This is a genomic window from Shewanella sp. 10N.286.54.B9 (genome assembly GCF_041468565.1).
GTDB lineage: Bacteria > Pseudomonadota > Gammaproteobacteria > Enterobacterales > Shewanellaceae > Shewanella.
The window spans coordinates 36,570-52,668 of record NZ_JBFRIY010000022.1; the positions used below are offsets into that span (position 1 = coordinate 36,570).

Genomic DNA, 16,099 nt, shown 5'->3' on the forward strand with positions numbered 1-16,099 from the left:
TGCTAGCCACGTTTCCAATGATGATGGCATCTCCAGCAATTGCACAATCTCCAGCAAATAAGGGCGGCGATGAGCCGCTAACTATCGAACGTATGTACGCCTCCCCAGCTTTAGCTGGCACCAGCCCGCGGGGACTTAAGCTTTCACCTGATGGTAAGCGAGTGACCTATCTGGCTGGCCGTAAAGATGATCAACATTTTTACGACCTCTGGCAGATGGATGTAGCAACGGGCAAACAGAGTTTGTTGCTTGACGCTGATAAGTTAACGATTGGTGAGCTATCCGATGAGGAAAAAGCGCGCCGCGAACGTCAGCGTATTTATGGTCAAGGCATTATGGAGTATTTCTGGGCCGATGATAGCCAGGCTATGCTTATCCCTGCCTCTGGCCAGCTGTATTACTTTTCGGTGAAAACCAACCAAGTAAAACTGCTTAGAACAGGTGAGGGCTTTGCGACCGATGCAAGACTGTCTCCTAAGGGCAATTACGTCTCTTTCGTACGTGAACAGAACCTATATGTGCTGGATTTAAAAACTGAGAAGGTGACGCCATTAACCACTGATGGCGGCGGTGCGATTAAAAACGCCATGGCTGAGTTTGTTGCCCAAGAAGAGATGGGCCGTATGACTGGCTACTGGTGGTCGCCTGATGAGTCTGCAATCGCTTACACTCGCATTGATGAATCAGCTGTTGAGTTGGTCACCCGTAACGAAATTTATGCTGATGGCATTAAACTTACCGAGCAACGCTATCCATATGCAGGCAAAAATAACGTAAAAATCGCGTTAGGTGTGGTGTCGCTTAGTGATAGTAAAGTCGCCTGGGTTGATCTAGGCAAAGAAACCGATATCTATATCCCTCGGGTTAAGTGGCTGCCTAACAGTAAACAGCTCTCTTACCAGTGGCAAAGCCGCGATCAGCAATCGCTCGACTTAAGAGTGGTTAATATTGATGATATTAAGCGCAATAAAGACTTGGTACAGGAACGAAGCGAAGCATGGGTTAACTTAAATAATGACCTGCATTTTTTAAAGAAACAGGAATCGTTTATTTGGGCATCAGAGCGTGACGGTTTCAACCACCTTTATCTCATCGGGCTTGACGGCAAGGTTATTCGTCAGCTAACCCAAGGCGATTGGGCGGTTGATGCTGTTGAATATATCGATGAAAAAGCAGGGGAAGTTTACTTCACTGGACGTAAAACCAAGGTCACTGAAAAGCAGTTATATCGAGTTGCTATCACAGGTGGCAAGGTTGAATCTATTAGCCGTCGTTCTGGCATGCATTCAACGGTATTTGCCGACAATCAACCTGTCTATTTGGACTATTTCAGTAGCTTGTCGCAACCACCACAGGTGAGTTTACACAGTGAGTCTGGCAAGCGGCTAGCCTGGGTTGAGCAGAATGAAGTCAAAAAAGGCCATCCACTATTTGATTACTTTGGACTTTGGCAAGTCCCTGAGTTTGGCGAGTTAACCGCTGAAGACGGCCAAGCATTACAGTACCGTATATTTAAGCCTACAAACTTTGATGCTAGCAAGAAGTACCCGGTGGTTGTTCGAGTATATGGTGGTCCACATGCTCAGTTGGTGACAAATAGCTGGAGCCATCAAGACTACTTTACTCAACATCTATTGCAGCAAGGCTTTATCGTTTATCAATTAGATAACCGTGGTTCTGCTCATCGCGGTACTCAGTTTGAGTATGTGATCTACAAGCAGTTGGGCGATGCTGAAGTTAACGACCAAAAAGTGGGCGTCGATTACTTGCGTAGCTTACCTTATGTCGATGGCGATAATATTGCTATCTACGGGCACAGTTATGGCGGTTACATGGCGTTAATGAGCCTGTTTAAAGCCCCTGACTATTTCAAGGCTGCAATCTCTGGTGCACCCGTATCGGACTGGTCACTATATGATACCCATTACACAGAGCGTTACCTGAGCCACCCTGAGACTAATGCTAAGGGTTATGAGGCGAGCAGTGTGTTGCCGTATGTCAAAGGCTATCAGTCAGGGTTGTTGATGTACCACGGTATGGCTGATGACAATGTGCTATTTGAAAACAGCACGCGAGTGTACAAAGCTTTGCAAGGCGAGGGAAAGTTATTCCAGATGATAGATTACCCTGGTTCTAAGCACTCAATGCGTGGTGAGAAAGTACGAGTTCATTTATACCGTTCGTTAGCCGACTTTTTAGATCGCGAACTTAAATCGCATTAGATATTTCAAAATAGGTATAAAGGAAATTTAAATTTATGCCTATTTTTGATTAACTCAAGATTAAATATCGTTAATACGATAACGTATTTACTCTTAAAGTTAAAAAGCTCCTATATAGGGCAAGGTAATATTTATAATGATTGTTGGCTTATTTGACAAATGAGGATTATCTGCTAGCGGAATTTAACTTGTTGTAGAGTTATTTTAAGGTTTAATTAAGGCTAGCTTCTCAAGGTTAATAGGTAAGGAATTTGACTTTTTTCTCGAAATTTAGCTACAAAAAAGCCAGTCAAATGACTGGCTTTTATTTTATTCGAATATCGAATTAGTCTTCTAAGTTACCACAAAAACGGTAACCTTCGCCGTGAATAGTCGCGATGATTTCTGGCGTATCAGGTAAGCTTTCGAAGTGCTTACGGATACGACGAATCGTTACATCAACGGTACGGTCATGTGGCTTAAGCTCACGACCAGTCATCTTCATCAGTAGGTCAGCACGGCTTAGGATTTTTCCTGGGTTCTCTACAAAGTGCAGCATAGCGCGGAATTCACTACGTGGCAGCTTGTAAGACTCACCTTGTGGGCTAACGAGAGAACGACTGTTGATTTCTAAGCTCCAACCGTTGAAACGGTAGAATTCAACTGCGCTTTTCTCTTCAGACTCAGCACCAGTGCTATTTACTCGAGTCAGTAAGTTACGGGCACGGATAGTCAATTCACGTGGATTGAATGGTTTAGTGATGTAATCATCAGCGCCAATTTCAAGTCCAAGGATCTTGTCTACTTCGTTATCACGGCCAGTAAGGAAGATAAGGCCAATGTTATTAATTTCACGAAGTTCACGTGCTAATAAAAGTCCGTTTTTGCCGGGCAGATTAATATCCATCACGACTAAGTTAACTTTATTATCTTGCATAGCTTTATGCATTTCAGCGCCATCATTGGCTTCAGATACCACATATCCTTCTGCTTCAAAAATACTTCTAAGTGTGTTTCTGGTAACTGCTTCATCTTCAACAATCAGAATGTGCGGGTTTTGCATATTAATTACCTAATCTCTGTCAATTCTATTCTAACCATGAGTATAAATAATTTTATACTCCATAAAGTCATGCTGATATTTCACTGATACACGCTGGTGTTTTCAAATTCTATTCTGAAACAGCAACACACTCCATGATAAGTAAAGTATGGGTATCTCACATATGGAAAACGTAAACTGTATTTTCTTCGATAAACAATAGGGACAAGAAGTTCCTTAACGATTGTTTTTTTTTGAAGTTTAAATGTTAAATCAAACATAGATCACATTTGGTACAGCCGTGTGGATTACTCTTCTATCTGTTTCAGATATGTGTAACAAAATATGTCATCACATGTATATCAGTGCGAGTTAATCAACAGGACCTATTGTACTCGTTTTAGGCATTTGTTAACAAATGAAATGTTAACAAATTTACTGTAAGGCATGATTTAGATCACGTTAGTGCACCTAAGTTACTGATATTTAAAATAAGTGAAATTTTATTTACTGTGATCGATATCACGTGCCTAGGCAGCCCTAACGATTTTGCTATAATAAAATCACTTCAATTGGAGGATTTGTTAGCAATGAACCACTCAGTAGAAAGACTTTGGCATGAATATCAGCAAACGGAATTCTTGTTCACTCAAGGTTTGTCTCCTAAAATTTCATTCGCAATCATCACAGCCCATAATCCCAAAGGTGAAACTCTGACCCCTAGTCAGAATCGATTGCTTGATCGAAAGTTACTGCAAGAGATCCTCGGTTTACGTCGTCCTTATCGGGCGATGGTGGGTGCCTCTCAAGATCGTAACCATATGGAAAAAAGCTGGGCTGTCGCGACGGATAAAGCTTCGGCGATTAAACTTGGCTGTAAGTTTAATCAAAATGCTATCTATTATGTCGAGTCAGATAAACTACAGTTGATCCCTTGTTTATTATCACAACAGGAAACTGCTCTCGGTGCTTTCTCTCCTAGAGTCAACGTAGTACATGAACTCCCTGATAGCGTGTAATACCAACTCGATTAAAGAGTTGCTCATTCTGCGGGAAGTAAAATCACTTTAGACCAGTCAGTGGATTATCGCTTATCGTTATTCTCGGCTCTAGCATCCTCGGTAATCGCTCCATGCATTGCTCTCGATAATAGCTCCTGCATTATTCTACCTTCGACCATCCTTGGTCTCGTACCTCCTAAATCTGACTGCCAGGAGGGCGGGAATGTCTCATTTTGTATGGAACAAAATAGACCATTTAGTCGTGCTTCGCTCTACCTTCTGCATCTGACCACCATGGAAGGAGGAAATGTCTTATTTTATATGGAACAAAATAGACCATGCAGGCGTATATCGAAAGCCACTTGCGCCGTATTAAGTGATTTCTCCGATGCCTTAAATATCAGCCGTACGTTGTGAACGGTTCAGGACTTTCACTGTTACGTTGCATTGCCTCAAAAAGGAATAACCATTCATTCCACAGTGCGCCTTGAATGGAAAGCCCTGAGAAAGCTCTGCATTGAGTATATTCTTAATGGAATTGGTATAATTCTAAAGTTGTACAGATTTTGTTTGACTTGCAGGCGCTAATTATATATTTTTCACTTTCTTGATTTGTATACAAATTGAGTACAGAAGAGGAGCGTTAACTAGGTAGTGAATGAAAGGGGACCAAGACCCCGAAGACCATTCATGAGGGAGATTAGCGCCGAGATATTAAAAGCTTTTTGGGATTGCTTTAAGTATCGGTCGTTCAGGTTGAATCCTGTCGATTGTCACCTATTTATTATGGTGGAGAGCTTCTGGTGACGATCGCTGTTTCCCATCAATGGGGTGCATATCTTAGCACCAGGCTCTTCGAACGAAGTTAGTTCGGAGCTTATTCATGTTAGTTTTTCAAAATACCTATTCTATGCAGATTCCATTTATGGTGGAGGCTGACTTATGTCTATAACCAATGGTTTAACGGTCGCCAAGTTTGGTGGAACCTCTGTTGCTGATTATGATGCAATGCATCGCTGTGCCGATATTATTATTAATAACCCAGCCACAAAAGTGGTGGTGGTGAGCGCTTCAAGTGGCGTAACCAATAAGCTTGTAGCATTAACTCAAGCAACAACTACTCCAGAGCAGAGCAAACAGCTTATCAAGCAGATTGCTTCAATTCAGTATCAGATCCTCGACAGACTGGGTCATCCAAGTGATGTTGCAGCAAAAATTGACGCAGTGATTAGCAATATATCGGTTCTAGCAGAACGCCTAGTACTGAGCCGCAGTAAAGCAGTTATGGATGAAATACTATCTCAAGGGGAGATGTGCTCGTCGGTATTCTTTGCTGCTGTATTACGTGAAAAAGGTGCTTCAGCTGCTGCATTCGATGTGCGACAAGTGATGCGAACCGATAGCCATCATGGCCGCGCTGAGCCGCAAATAGAAGCTATTGCCCAACTTGCAGAAATGCATCTTACGCCACTGTTGAGTACTCAAGTGATTGTCACCCAGGGTTTTATTGGCGCTGATGAAGAGGGTGCTACAACCACTTTGGGGCGCGGAGGCAGTGACTATTCAGCTGCACTGTTAGCTGAAGCACTACGGGCAACAGCGGTTGAGATCTGGACTGATGTCGCAGGGATCTACACCACTGATCCTAGACTGGCACCGAACGCTAAACCTATTGCTGAAATTAGCTTTAATGAAGCTGCTGAGATGGCGACTTTCGGCGCTAAAGTATTACATCCTGCCACTATCCTTCCAGCGGTTAGACAAAAAATACAAGTGTTTGTTGGCTCGAGTTGGGCACCAGAACAAGGCGGGACTTGGATCCGTCATCAGGTGTCTGATGAGCCTGTTTATCGCGCCGTAGCGGTAAGAAGAGATCAAACTTTGCTAAACCTCCACAGCCTTCAAATGCTTCATGCTCAGGGTTTTTTGGCTGAAACTTTTGCTACCTTGGCAAAGCATAAGATCAGTGTCGATTTAATTACTACTTCTGAAGTGAATGTGGCATTAACTTTAGATAAAACTGGCTCTGATTCTAGTGGTCATGGTTTGTTAAGTGAGTCGCTATTACAAGAGTTGTCACTGCACTGCCGAGTTCGCGTAGAAGATGGTTTAGCACTTGTTGCTGTTATTGGTAATCGAATTGCTTCAACTGCGGGTGTATGTCGCAGGGTGTTTGAAGTGCTAGAGCCACATAATGTACGCATGATCTGCCAAGGTGCTAGCCCACACAACCTATGTGTATTAGTAGAGGAAGCGCAAGCTGCTGATGTGGTCCGCGCATTACATGAAAATTTGTTTGAATCATAATAGCTGTTGAATATTAATCGCTATTGAAGCAAGGAACCGAGTACACATGATGCATTTCACCCAATCTAGCCTTAATGTTGGCGAACTTGCAACTGGGCAAGAACTAAGCATACCTGTGTACCATCTTGCTGCTAAAGACCCTGCTGCACCGAGTGTATTTGTACAAGCAAATGTCCACGGTGCAGAAGTGCAGGGAAACGCCGTTATTTTCCAGTTAATGAAACAATTGGAAGCTATGGATGTGCGCGGGGAGGTGACTCTGTTACCACTTGCAAACCCATTGGGGATTAATCAAAAGAGTGGTGAGTTTACCCTTGGGCGCTTTGATCCGATTACAGGGGTTAACTGGAACCGAGAGTATCTGGAACACTCAATTGATATCTCTGCATTTTATCAGCAGCATTGCCAATTAGACGATGCACAGCTAAAGCAGCAATTTAGGCTGGCTTTGTTGGCATCATGTGAGGCGCATTTAGCAAATCCATGGGGAGTGACGACAGGGAAAAGACTCGCTGTCACTTTGCAAACTTTAGCGCATCAGGCCGATATTGTGATTGACCTGCATACGGGGCCAAAATCTTGTAAACATCTTTATTGCCCTGAATACGATAGAGACTCTGCAAAGTTTTTTTCTATTCCCTATAGCTTAATCATTCCCAATGATTTTGGCGGCGCGATGGATGAAGCGGCATTTTGTCCTTGGTGGACACTGGCTGAGCATGCTGCGAGTCAAGGGCGAGAGATGACCGTTCCTGTTGCGGCTTTTACACTTGAGCTGGCTAGCCAAGAGCGCATTGATATGCAAGATGCCTTGGTCGATGCTCAAGGGATTTTGGCTTATCTCAGTTATCGCGGAGTCATCTCTGAAAAAGTAGCTCCAGCGGATATGCCTCGCTTTGGTTGTCTACTCAAAGACTACAAGAAGTATCATGCACCTAAAGGCGGGTTAGTGGAGTACTTAGCTCAGCCTGGTAGACCGCTAAAGGCAGGTGAACCGCTGGCTAATATTCTTAGGCTTGACTGCTATGGCACCGAAGATGAGTTAACTTCGCTGCAGCTTGAACAAGATTGTGTGCCCATTCTTCATTTTGCTTCAGCCTCTGTTTATCAAGGTACTGAACTGTATAAGCTGATGACTAATGTGTTCACTATAAGCTGAAGAGTAACAGCTGTGGGTCAACTTTTATCATCGATTAAAATCCTGCTTGAAATAAGTTTGCCCACCAAGAGCTAACCTGCTTCTAGTTTGCAAAATTCGCCTAGGTGATACTTTAGTTGTGTTGCTGGCAGCTTAAAAGCTGCTTACAAGTTTAGGCTGGAAAGTGGCCATTTCGTATTTTTAACAAGCTTATTGTTTGTATTTTTTTGTTAATTTTCCCTCGCTTTATATATCATCGGTTATAAGCGGTTTTTATTTTTGATTATAGCTTCCTCGTCAACGGTAAGTCTTTGTTTTGTTTGTGTTTATCGTCATAGGAATGAGTCCCGCCTTTCCTTTTGATAACTCTACAGTTATTTTTTCTGCATATTTATTCAGTATAGTTACCTTTACAAACGTGTCGTTTTGTATCTTTTTGTATTCACTTTGTTAAATCCTTGTTTGCTGACTTGTTTTTATTGTGTTAATAATGCCCTCCCTCAGTCAAATGTGCTACGGAAAGTCATTTTACTTTAGCTTTCTTCTTGTAGAGATGCCGAGGTTACAACAAAGCAGGATAAAACAAAAAAATACTATAAAGTATTAAGGAATTGACAAGTGAAAACAAAAATCGCAATTGCAGTCTCTACTGCATTAGTCACCATGTCAGCAAGTGCGCTAAGTGCTCAGTCTGATCATGATATTACCCTAGTAACTTCAACAGAAGCTAATGTTCAGATCAAAAAGGTAGACTCAAAGTCATACGCTGATAATCAAGTTATTCGCAATAACGCTATCTTCACACCAGAAGCTAATTTGGGGGCTGGTAACTATAGATATTTTGTACGTTTGATTGAGAGCCCTGTCGCGCTTTATCAAGGTGGGATTGAAGGCTATAAAGCTACGTCAGTTGAGAAAATTCAGGGAAAGAGCCGTAAACTTGATGTAACCAGCTCGAATGTGAAGTCATACCGTTCGTTTCTAAATTCACGTCAAGATAATGTGATTCAAAAAGCTACAGCGGCATTAGGCGAGCTAAATGTTAAGCAAAGAACAACACTTGCTTATAACGGTTTAGTTGTGGAAATGACTCAAGCTGAAGCGACTAAGCTAGCTAAAGTTGCTGGAATTGCCAATATCCAGCGCGAGATTTTGCGTAAGCCAATGACAGACTCTGGTCCTGCTATCATCAAAGCACCTGCTGTTTGGAGTGGTGAAGCGACAGGCACTGAAAGCAAAGGTGAAGGTATGGTTGTCGGTATTATTGATACCGGTATTAATACTGACCACCCATCATTTGCTGATGTTGGTGGGGATAAATATGACCACACAAACCCATGGGGACCAGGTGTTTATTCTGGAAACTGTGCTGGTGATTTCCCTGAACTTTGTAATGATAAGCTCATTGGGGTTCATAGTTGGCCTGCAGTGACGGATCAATATTTAGATTATGACATTGATGTGCCAGCAAATGGTGAAGATCACAATGGTCATGGTTCACACACTGCTGGTACTACAGCGGGCAACGTGCTTGTTGATACTAACGTACCAAACGTTGATGGCGGCGATACAGGTGTTGTATTTGCATCTATGTCAGGTGTTGCACCGCATGCAAATATTGTTTCATATCAGGTTTGTTTACCGGGTGAAGATGACGATATTGGTTTTGCTGGGTGTTTACCATCGTTAACTGTTCTAGCGGTTGAGCATGCAATTGAAAACGGTGTTGATGCACTTAACTACTCTATTGGTGGCGGTTCAAGTAATCCATGGAATGATGCCGATGCATTAGCTTTCCTATCTGCACGTAAAGCTGGTATCCATGTTGCTACTTCTGCGGGTAACTCTGGCCCAGGTCCTGAAACTGTGGGCTCACCAGGAGATGCGCCATGGTTGACTACTGTTGCTGCTTATACTCATGACCGAGACTTTTCCGAAAAGAGTATCGGTGAGTTTACTGGTGGTGATACAGCAGCTCCGAGTGAACTGACTGGTAAGTCAATGACAGGTGGCTTTACTGGAACTATCGTTTACGCTGGTGATTTTAAAAACAGCAATGATCCAGATGGCGATCCTGCTCAGTGTTTAGAGCCGTTCCCAGCTGATACTTTTGCTGAAAACTCTATCGTTGTTTGTGACCGTGGTGCTATTGCTCGTGTAGATAAAGGGCGAAATGTATTGGCTGGGGGAGCGGACGCATTAGTTTTAACAAACCTGCAAGGCGGAGCTACTAGTGTTGTCGCTGATGCTCATGTATTACCAGCAATTCAAGTTGATGCTGATCAAGGTGATAAGCTTAAAGCTTGGCTAGCATCTGGTGCTGAACACATGGGAACTATCACTGGTACTGAGGTGATTCAAGATGAGAAGCTAGCTCGTATCGCTGCAGGCTTTACCTCTCGTGGCCCAAACAAGTCAGTACCTGATGTTATCGCGCCATCAATTGCTGCTCCAGGTGTAAGTATTTTTGCGGCTTACGCGAATGATCAGTCTGATGCATTTAAGCAAAATCCAGATCCAAGTGATTATGGCTTCCTTAGTGGTACTTCAATGGCTAGCCCGCATATTGCTGGCGCGCTGACATTGCTTGCAAGCATCCATCCTGAGTGGACTCCTGCTGAAATTCAATCTGCTTTGATGATGACTGCTAACCAAGCAACTTTCAAAGACGATGGTGTTACACCTTCTGACTTCTTTGATATGGGCGCTGGTTATGCAAATGTAGAAGCAGCAGCGAAAGCTGGTCTTGTAATGGATGAGAGCTATGTTGATTATGTTAAAGCTGACCCTGCATTAGGCGGTCAACCTTCGCAAATCAACTTACCAACAATAGCAAATGCTAAATGTGTTGAAGAATGTACCTGGACTCGTACTGTCAAAGCGACTAAAGATGGCACTTGGACTGCAAGTACTATGGGTGTAACTGACGGCTTAGTATTGTCTGTAATGCCAGCCTCTTTTGAGCTGAAAGCGGGCGAGACGCAAGAGCTAACCGTTAAAGCTAACGTGTCAGCTGCTAGCGCAGGTTGGAATTTTGCAAACATCAAGCTAATGTCAGAAGATATGCCTGAAGCCAAACTACCTGTCGCAGTTAAAGCACATGGTGACAATCTTCCTACAGCCCTAGCTATTACTGCTGGCCGTACAGAAGGCAGTATGACTTATTCAGGTTTTGTGTCTAAAGACCTAACGAATATCAAAGCGGGTGTTTACGATAAGTCAACAGATCTAATCGCTCCGGCAACTTTGAGCGTTGCTGAAGATGGTCTTGATTATGTAGTGGTAACATTCCCTGAAATGATGGCGAATGTTATTTTTGCAACGTCTTCAGAGACGGCGCCAGACGTTGATTTACGTATCTTGGATGCAACTTTTACCAAGATCGGTAGCAGCGCAGGGCCAGATTCAGATGAAGCGGTAGCCTTCACTAATCTTCCTGCTGGTTCATACTACATGGTTGTTGATGGTTATAAAGCTTCTACACCAGGGGGCACTGACGAAGTTACTGCTAGGGTGACATCTGTTCTTGCTGATGAAGATTCATTGAGTGATGATGTATCGGTATCAGTTGATGAAGCCGATGGTGAGTTTAGCCTAACATTTGATTGGAATACCGATACTAACTCCGCAGGTATCTTGATTCTTGAGTCTGGTGACAATACAAACTCAGTTCAACTACCGTATAGCATCACTCGTAAGAATGATGTTAGCCACATGACTAACCTTTCTGATGCAATGCCTGCCGGCGTTCCAAGCCGTGTTAGCTTTGATGTAGCACCTAACTTTAGTGATGAAGATAAGGAATATACATTTACTGCACAGATGTCAGCTGGTCATAAGGTTGCTAATATTTCGAACGATGGCACACAAGAAGGTAATACTATTTCTTGGACAGTCGTTCAGGAAGCTGCTTCTGGCGAAAATATGTCAGTAGGCTTTGATCTTATCCCAACTAAAGCGGGCTCGGCTTATGCACTTAAATTAACAAACTCGTTTGATGGCGATGAAGTTGAAGAGATGTTTAAGTTTGGTGTGACTGAAGTTGCTCCAGTAGCAGTGCTAGATGCTCCTAACTCAGCGATTGCTCGTCGCAGTGTAACTGTTGATGGTTCTGGTTCATATGATGGTAATGATGATGAACTGACTTATCAGTGGGTGCAGTTAAGTGGAACACCAATTACATTTGATGCTTCGGCATCATCAATAAGCTTCTTGGCTCCTGATGTAGATGAAAGTGGCGACACTCTCGGGTTCGAGCTTACCGTTTCTGATGTAAATGGTAATTCAGACACGACTTCTGCAAGCTTCAATGTAGTGTATCAACGTCCATACGAGCAGAGTAGTGGTGGTAGTGCTGGTTGGTTGACTACACTTTTATTGCCGCTAGTTTGGCTGAGACGTAAAAAGAAAACTTAATCTGAGTTTCTCTTAATAAAAAGCCAACAATCTGATTGTTGGCTTTTTTTCTGATTAAGGGCTCAATTCTAAAACATAACTAATGTAATGTTAGTCGAAGCGTTCTAAGGCTTAACCGCTCTTACAATTGGGTTTTGCAGACTGATAAGGGTTTCGGTAGATTGGATCTCATCAATTGACTGAATGCGGTTAATCAGTACATGTTGCAGACCATCAATTGATTGGCACATCACTTTAACAAACACGCTGTAATTACCAGTGGTGTAGTAAGCTTCTACAACCTCTTCAAGCGCATTGAGTTTAGACAGTGCTGCAGGGTAATCACCTGCACTTTTTAGGTTAATGCCGATAAAGCAGCACACATCATAGCCAAGTGCTTTTGGGTTTACGGTTATTTGAGCACCAGTGATAATCCCCGCTTGCTTCATTTTCTCGACACGGACGTGAATGGTTCCTGCGCTAACACCAAAACGTTTCGCCAGTTCAGCGAAAGGTGTACGTGCTTCCTGCATGAGTGCTGAAAGAATTTGATTATCGAGTGAATCTCGTTGAAATGAAGTTTCCATAATAAATACGCAGATTAGCTAAGGGAGTGCTTGGTAATCTACGTATTTTTGTAGCGATAATCTAGTCAATTATGCTTTTAGGGGTATTACTGTTCGCCTTCAGCATCCATAAAGGGTGCCTCACAACTAAAGGTCATTGGCTCTTTAGTAAATGGGTGCGTAATGGTTAGTGATTGAGCATGCAGCAGTAATCGCGGAGCTAAACGTTTGGCCAATGGATCTGCATAAAAGTTGTCACCGAGAATAGGGTGACCCAGCGCCATCATATGCACCCGCAGCTGATGTGAACGCCCGGTTATCGGTGTTAACTTGACCAAAGTAGAGCGCTTTGCTCGGCTAACCACATCATAATGAGTCTGTGAGGCTTTACCTATTTGATGATCGACCTTTTGCTTTGGTCGGTTAGGCCAGTCACAGATTAGCGGTAGATTAACGGTGCCACTTTCAGCTTTGACATGGCCAGCAACACGGGCGTAATAGGTCTTAGCCGTTTCTCGGTCCCTGAACTGTCTTTTTAACTCAGATTCGGCGCTGCGTAGCAGGGCGACGACGATGACACCAGAGGTCGCCATATCAAGTCGATGCACGATCTTTGCGTCTGGGTATTCGGCTAACACACGGCTATAAGTACTATCATTATGCGCAGGCGCTCGACCTGGCACAGACAATAAGCCAGAAGGCTTATTGAGCACCATGATGTCTTGGTCTTGATGCAAAATATCGAGCCAAGGTTTGGTAGGCGGCGAATATACGAAATCAGTCATGATAGAACCTTATTAAAAATGCGCCGCAAAGATACCTCTTTGGCGGTTATTGATGCAAGTAGATTATAGCTATTAGACAAACTAATGACGGCCGTGTGAAATACCACATAGCTTGAAAGCTGAGTGACTGTCTATATAAGCTGGGAAATATGAAACAGGAAGGTTATAACGCTTACTAATGGCACTCATTAGTACCATTAGTACTGTGAGGACTATTTACGAAAACCCATTACCATTGACATGCATAATACAGAAGGTCCATACCACAAAGGCTAAGCAGCAATGTATTAGCGCGTAAAAGGCTTGATCGAGCCGGCCCATATTTCTCGCATCCCAAATAAGCACTAAATGCAATAACACAACAAGTGGGAACAGTGCCAATAATGGGTAAAGGCTAAAGCTACTGGCGTCGCCAAATACTAAGCGGCTGATGAGCGCCCATACAACCATACCACCAGTGATGATGGGCGGAGCTGCAACGCGGTATTGTTCAGGGTATGGAAACATAATTACGCTATTAATCCTTTAGCCGTTTTCACAATGGTTTTTGAGCAATGATTTGTGCTTTGTAGCTTGCGCTAGTTAATTCGCCAAGCAGACCTTCAGAGTAATGTAGGCAGCGCCAGTTAGCAAATAAAGCTTTTAACTCGGTCTCTTTTAAAAGGAAATTGGGGTTGCGCGGCCGACCTATGGTGGCTTGTTGGCGGGTAAAGGTTTCATAAATAATCAGCCCACCAGGTTTAACCGCTTCGATGATTTGTGCAAAGAGTGGTCGATGTAAGTAGTTGAAAACGACAACGACATCATAGCGGTTTACGGGGAGTTTTGGTGGGTTTTCGGTTTCGAGATCCCATTCCAAAAGTTCTACCTTGTCGTTAGTTTGGTATAACTCAAGCTTACTCAAATCACGATCAATATAAGTGACATGGCAACCTTGTTGTAAGAACCAGTTGCCATTTCGCCCTGTTCCGCAGGCTAAATCCAGAACGTGACTATCTGGAGTGATCAAATCTTTTAGTGCGGTAAACTCACTGATTAGCGCCGCTGTTTTAGCCTTTAACTTCTTTTCTGCCATCTATTCTGCGTCCATGTACGATTGAAAAGTGTCTCAGGCCAGCAGGCCCATGAGAGACTATCACCGACAGTAACACAATCGTGATCAGCAGTTCAGGTTTATAGCTTGCTAAAGGAATAAACAGTGCAAGTAGGCCTAACTTAACGAGCGTTAACACGCCTTTTAGCTGGATCAGCCAGCGCCAATCTCTGACCACTTCCCAAAGCATCATTGCAGCACCGGTGCTCATGGCCATGATCCAGTAGATCTGCCATTGATCTTTAGGTACGTGCATTAGAATGCCACCGCCAGCGCCGGTAATACCTAATATGTGCAAAGCACGCAAACTGGTTTTTGAGAAGCGTTGGATCCAAAACTGCTTTTCGCTGAGCTCTTTTCTAGCCATAGTAAAATGAATCTTCCTATCAATTTGGGTAAAGCTTATCAGTAATCGTTGTAAAGGTAAGCGGAGATTGATCACAGCTTGCTTATCTATCCTGAGAGCGCAATTACAGTGTGCAAGACAAACTTACTAATATCACATAAACTTACTCCCCATATTATCTACTTATTTTGGATAAGGTTCTGCAATGAAAATCGGTTTTTTTAGCGCCAAGCATTACGATATGCAGCATTTTGATCGCACCAATAGCGCATTCGGTGCTGATATTGAATATTTTGATTACCGTCTATGTATGCAAACGGTAAAACTAGCAGCGGGCTTTGAAGTCATCTGTGCATTTGTGAATGACTCTCTTTGTGAAGAGGTATTAGTGGAGCTTGCTAAAGGCGGCACTAAGATCATTGCTATGCGCTGTGCGGGCTTTAATAACGTTGGCCTAGAAGCTGCCGAACGCTTGGGGATGAAAGTAGTCAATGTTCCCGCATACTCGCCAGAGTCTGTCGCCGAACATACAGTCGCCTTGATGTTGACTTTGAATCGTAAAATCCATAAAGCCTATCAGCGTACCCGTGACGCTAACTTCTCACTTGAAGGGTTGGTGGGCTTTAATATGCACGGCCGCACTGTGGGCGTAATTGGTACAGGTAAAATTGGTTTAGCCACTATTAAGGTTTTGCAAGGTTTTGGTTGCAAGGTGATTGCGCATGACCCTTACCCAAGCCAAGCGGTAGCCGATTTAGGACTTGAGTATGTCAGCCTTGAGCAGATGTACCCAATCTGCGATGTGATTAGCCTACACTGCCCATTAACGGCTGATAACCATCACCTGTTGAGCGAAAAAAGCTTTGCTAAAATGAAACCAGGCGTGATGGTGATTAACACCAGTCGTGGTGGCTTATTAAATGCTCTTGATGCGATGGAAGCCCTTAAAACTGGGCAGTTAGGCTCTTTAGGGCTTGACGTATATGAGAATGAAAAAGAGCTATTTTTCGAAGACAAATCGAGTGAAATTATTCAAGATGATGTGTTTAGGCGTTTATCAGCCTGTCACAACGTTATTTTCACTGGCCACCAAGCTTTCTTAACAGAAGAAGCGCTTGGAGCGATTGCGGCGACGACTTTGACTAATGTGCAGCAACTACTCGCTGGAGAAAAGTGTCCTAACGAACTTTACTAGCATGATTAGTGGTGAGAAGAAGTAGATGCA

The 16,099-nt window shown here is 43.3% G+C and carries 12 protein-coding genes and 1 riboswitch; of the genes, 6 read left to right on the forward strand and 6 right to left on the reverse strand.

Going from position 1 to position 16,099, the window contains the following annotated elements; genetic code table 11:
• The first annotated feature begins 17 nt into the window (after window positions 1–17).
• Complete coding sequence (locus AB4135_RS08465; RefSeq protein ID WP_371992123.1) at window positions 18–2,222, forward strand: DPP IV N-terminal domain-containing protein; 2,205 nt, start codon at window positions 18–20, stop codon at window positions 2,220–2,222.
• Window positions 2,223–2,547: 325 nt separating this feature from the next.
• On the opposite strand, the gene arcA is transcribed toward AB4135_RS08465, so the two are convergent.
• On the reverse strand, window positions 2,548–3,264 hold the full coding sequence (arcA, locus tag AB4135_RS08470) for a two-component system response regulator ArcA (RefSeq protein WP_020914329.1): 717 nt from the start codon (window positions 3,262–3,264) through the stop codon (window positions 2,548–2,550).
• 569 nt (window positions 3,265–3,833) lie between these two features.
• Here arcA and AB4135_RS08475 point away from each other — a divergent pair.
• From AB4135_RS08475 to AB4135_RS08490, 4 genes are all read left to right on the forward strand, one after another.
• Window positions 3,834–4,262: a DUF3293 domain-containing protein gene (locus tag AB4135_RS08475; RefSeq protein ID WP_371992003.1), complete on the forward strand. Its 429-nt coding sequence runs from the start codon at window positions 3,834–3,836 to the stop codon at window positions 4,260–4,262.
• Between the two features lie 607 nt (window positions 4,263–4,869).
• Window positions 4,870–5,052, forward strand: a riboswitch (Lysine riboswitch).
• A 134-nt stretch (window positions 5,053–5,186) separates the two neighbouring features.
• A complete protein-coding gene (gene lysC, locus AB4135_RS08480) occupies window positions 5,187–6,551 on the forward strand; it encodes a lysine-sensitive aspartokinase 3 (protein ID WP_371992005.1) in 1,365 nt (454 codons plus the stop codon).
• 49 nt (window positions 6,552–6,600) lie between these two features.
• The gene (locus tag AB4135_RS08485) at window positions 6,601–7,710 is read left to right on the forward strand and encodes a succinylglutamate desuccinylase/aspartoacylase family protein (protein WP_371992124.1); all 1,110 of its coding nucleotides are present in this window, start codon (window positions 6,601–6,603) and stop codon (window positions 7,708–7,710) included.
• A gap of 597 nt (window positions 7,711–8,307) precedes the next feature.
• Window positions 8,308–12,105 (forward strand): S8 family serine peptidase, encoded by a 3,798-nt coding sequence (locus tag AB4135_RS08490; RefSeq protein ID WP_371992007.1) that lies wholly within the window; start codon window positions 8,308–8,310, stop codon window positions 12,103–12,105.
• A gap of 104 nt (window positions 12,106–12,209) precedes the next feature.
• On the opposite strand, the gene asnC is transcribed toward AB4135_RS08490, so the two are convergent.
• The 5 genes from asnC to AB4135_RS08515 form a co-directional block, all read right to left on the reverse strand.
• A complete protein-coding gene (gene asnC / locus AB4135_RS08495) occupies window positions 12,210–12,671 on the reverse strand; it encodes a transcriptional regulator AsnC (RefSeq protein WP_220735810.1) in 462 nt (153 codons plus the stop codon).
• 86 nt (window positions 12,672–12,757) lie between these two features.
• Window positions 12,758–13,435 carry a bifunctional tRNA pseudouridine(32) synthase/23S rRNA pseudouridine(746) synthase RluA gene (gene rluA, locus AB4135_RS08500; protein WP_371992009.1) on the reverse strand — a complete coding sequence of 226 codons (678 nt, stop codon included), beginning with the start codon at window positions 13,433–13,435 and terminating at the stop codon, window positions 12,758–12,760.
• 216 nt (window positions 13,436–13,651) lie between these two features.
• A complete protein-coding gene (locus tag AB4135_RS08505; protein WP_371992011.1) occupies window positions 13,652–13,942 on the reverse strand; it encodes a hypothetical protein in 291 nt (96 codons plus the stop codon).
• A gap of 28 nt (window positions 13,943–13,970) precedes the next feature.
• Complete coding sequence (locus AB4135_RS08510; RefSeq protein ID WP_371992012.1) at window positions 13,971–14,510, reverse strand: class I SAM-dependent methyltransferase; 540 nt, start codon at window positions 14,508–14,510, stop codon at window positions 13,971–13,973.
• Window positions 14,485–14,895 carry a hypothetical protein gene (locus AB4135_RS08515; RefSeq protein ID WP_371992014.1) on the reverse strand — a complete coding sequence of 137 codons (411 nt, stop codon included), beginning with the start codon at window positions 14,893–14,895 and terminating at the stop codon, window positions 14,485–14,487. Before AB4135_RS08515 ends, AB4135_RS08510 begins: the two co-directional genes overlap by 26 nt.
• Window positions 14,896–15,079: 184 nt before the next feature.
• Between AB4135_RS08515 and AB4135_RS08520 the strand changes: the two genes are divergently transcribed.
• Window positions 15,080–16,069, forward strand: a complete 990-nt coding sequence (locus tag AB4135_RS08520; RefSeq protein WP_371992016.1) for a 2-hydroxyacid dehydrogenase — start codon at window positions 15,080–15,082, stop codon at window positions 16,067–16,069.
• Window positions 16,070–16,099 lie beyond the last annotated feature (30 nt).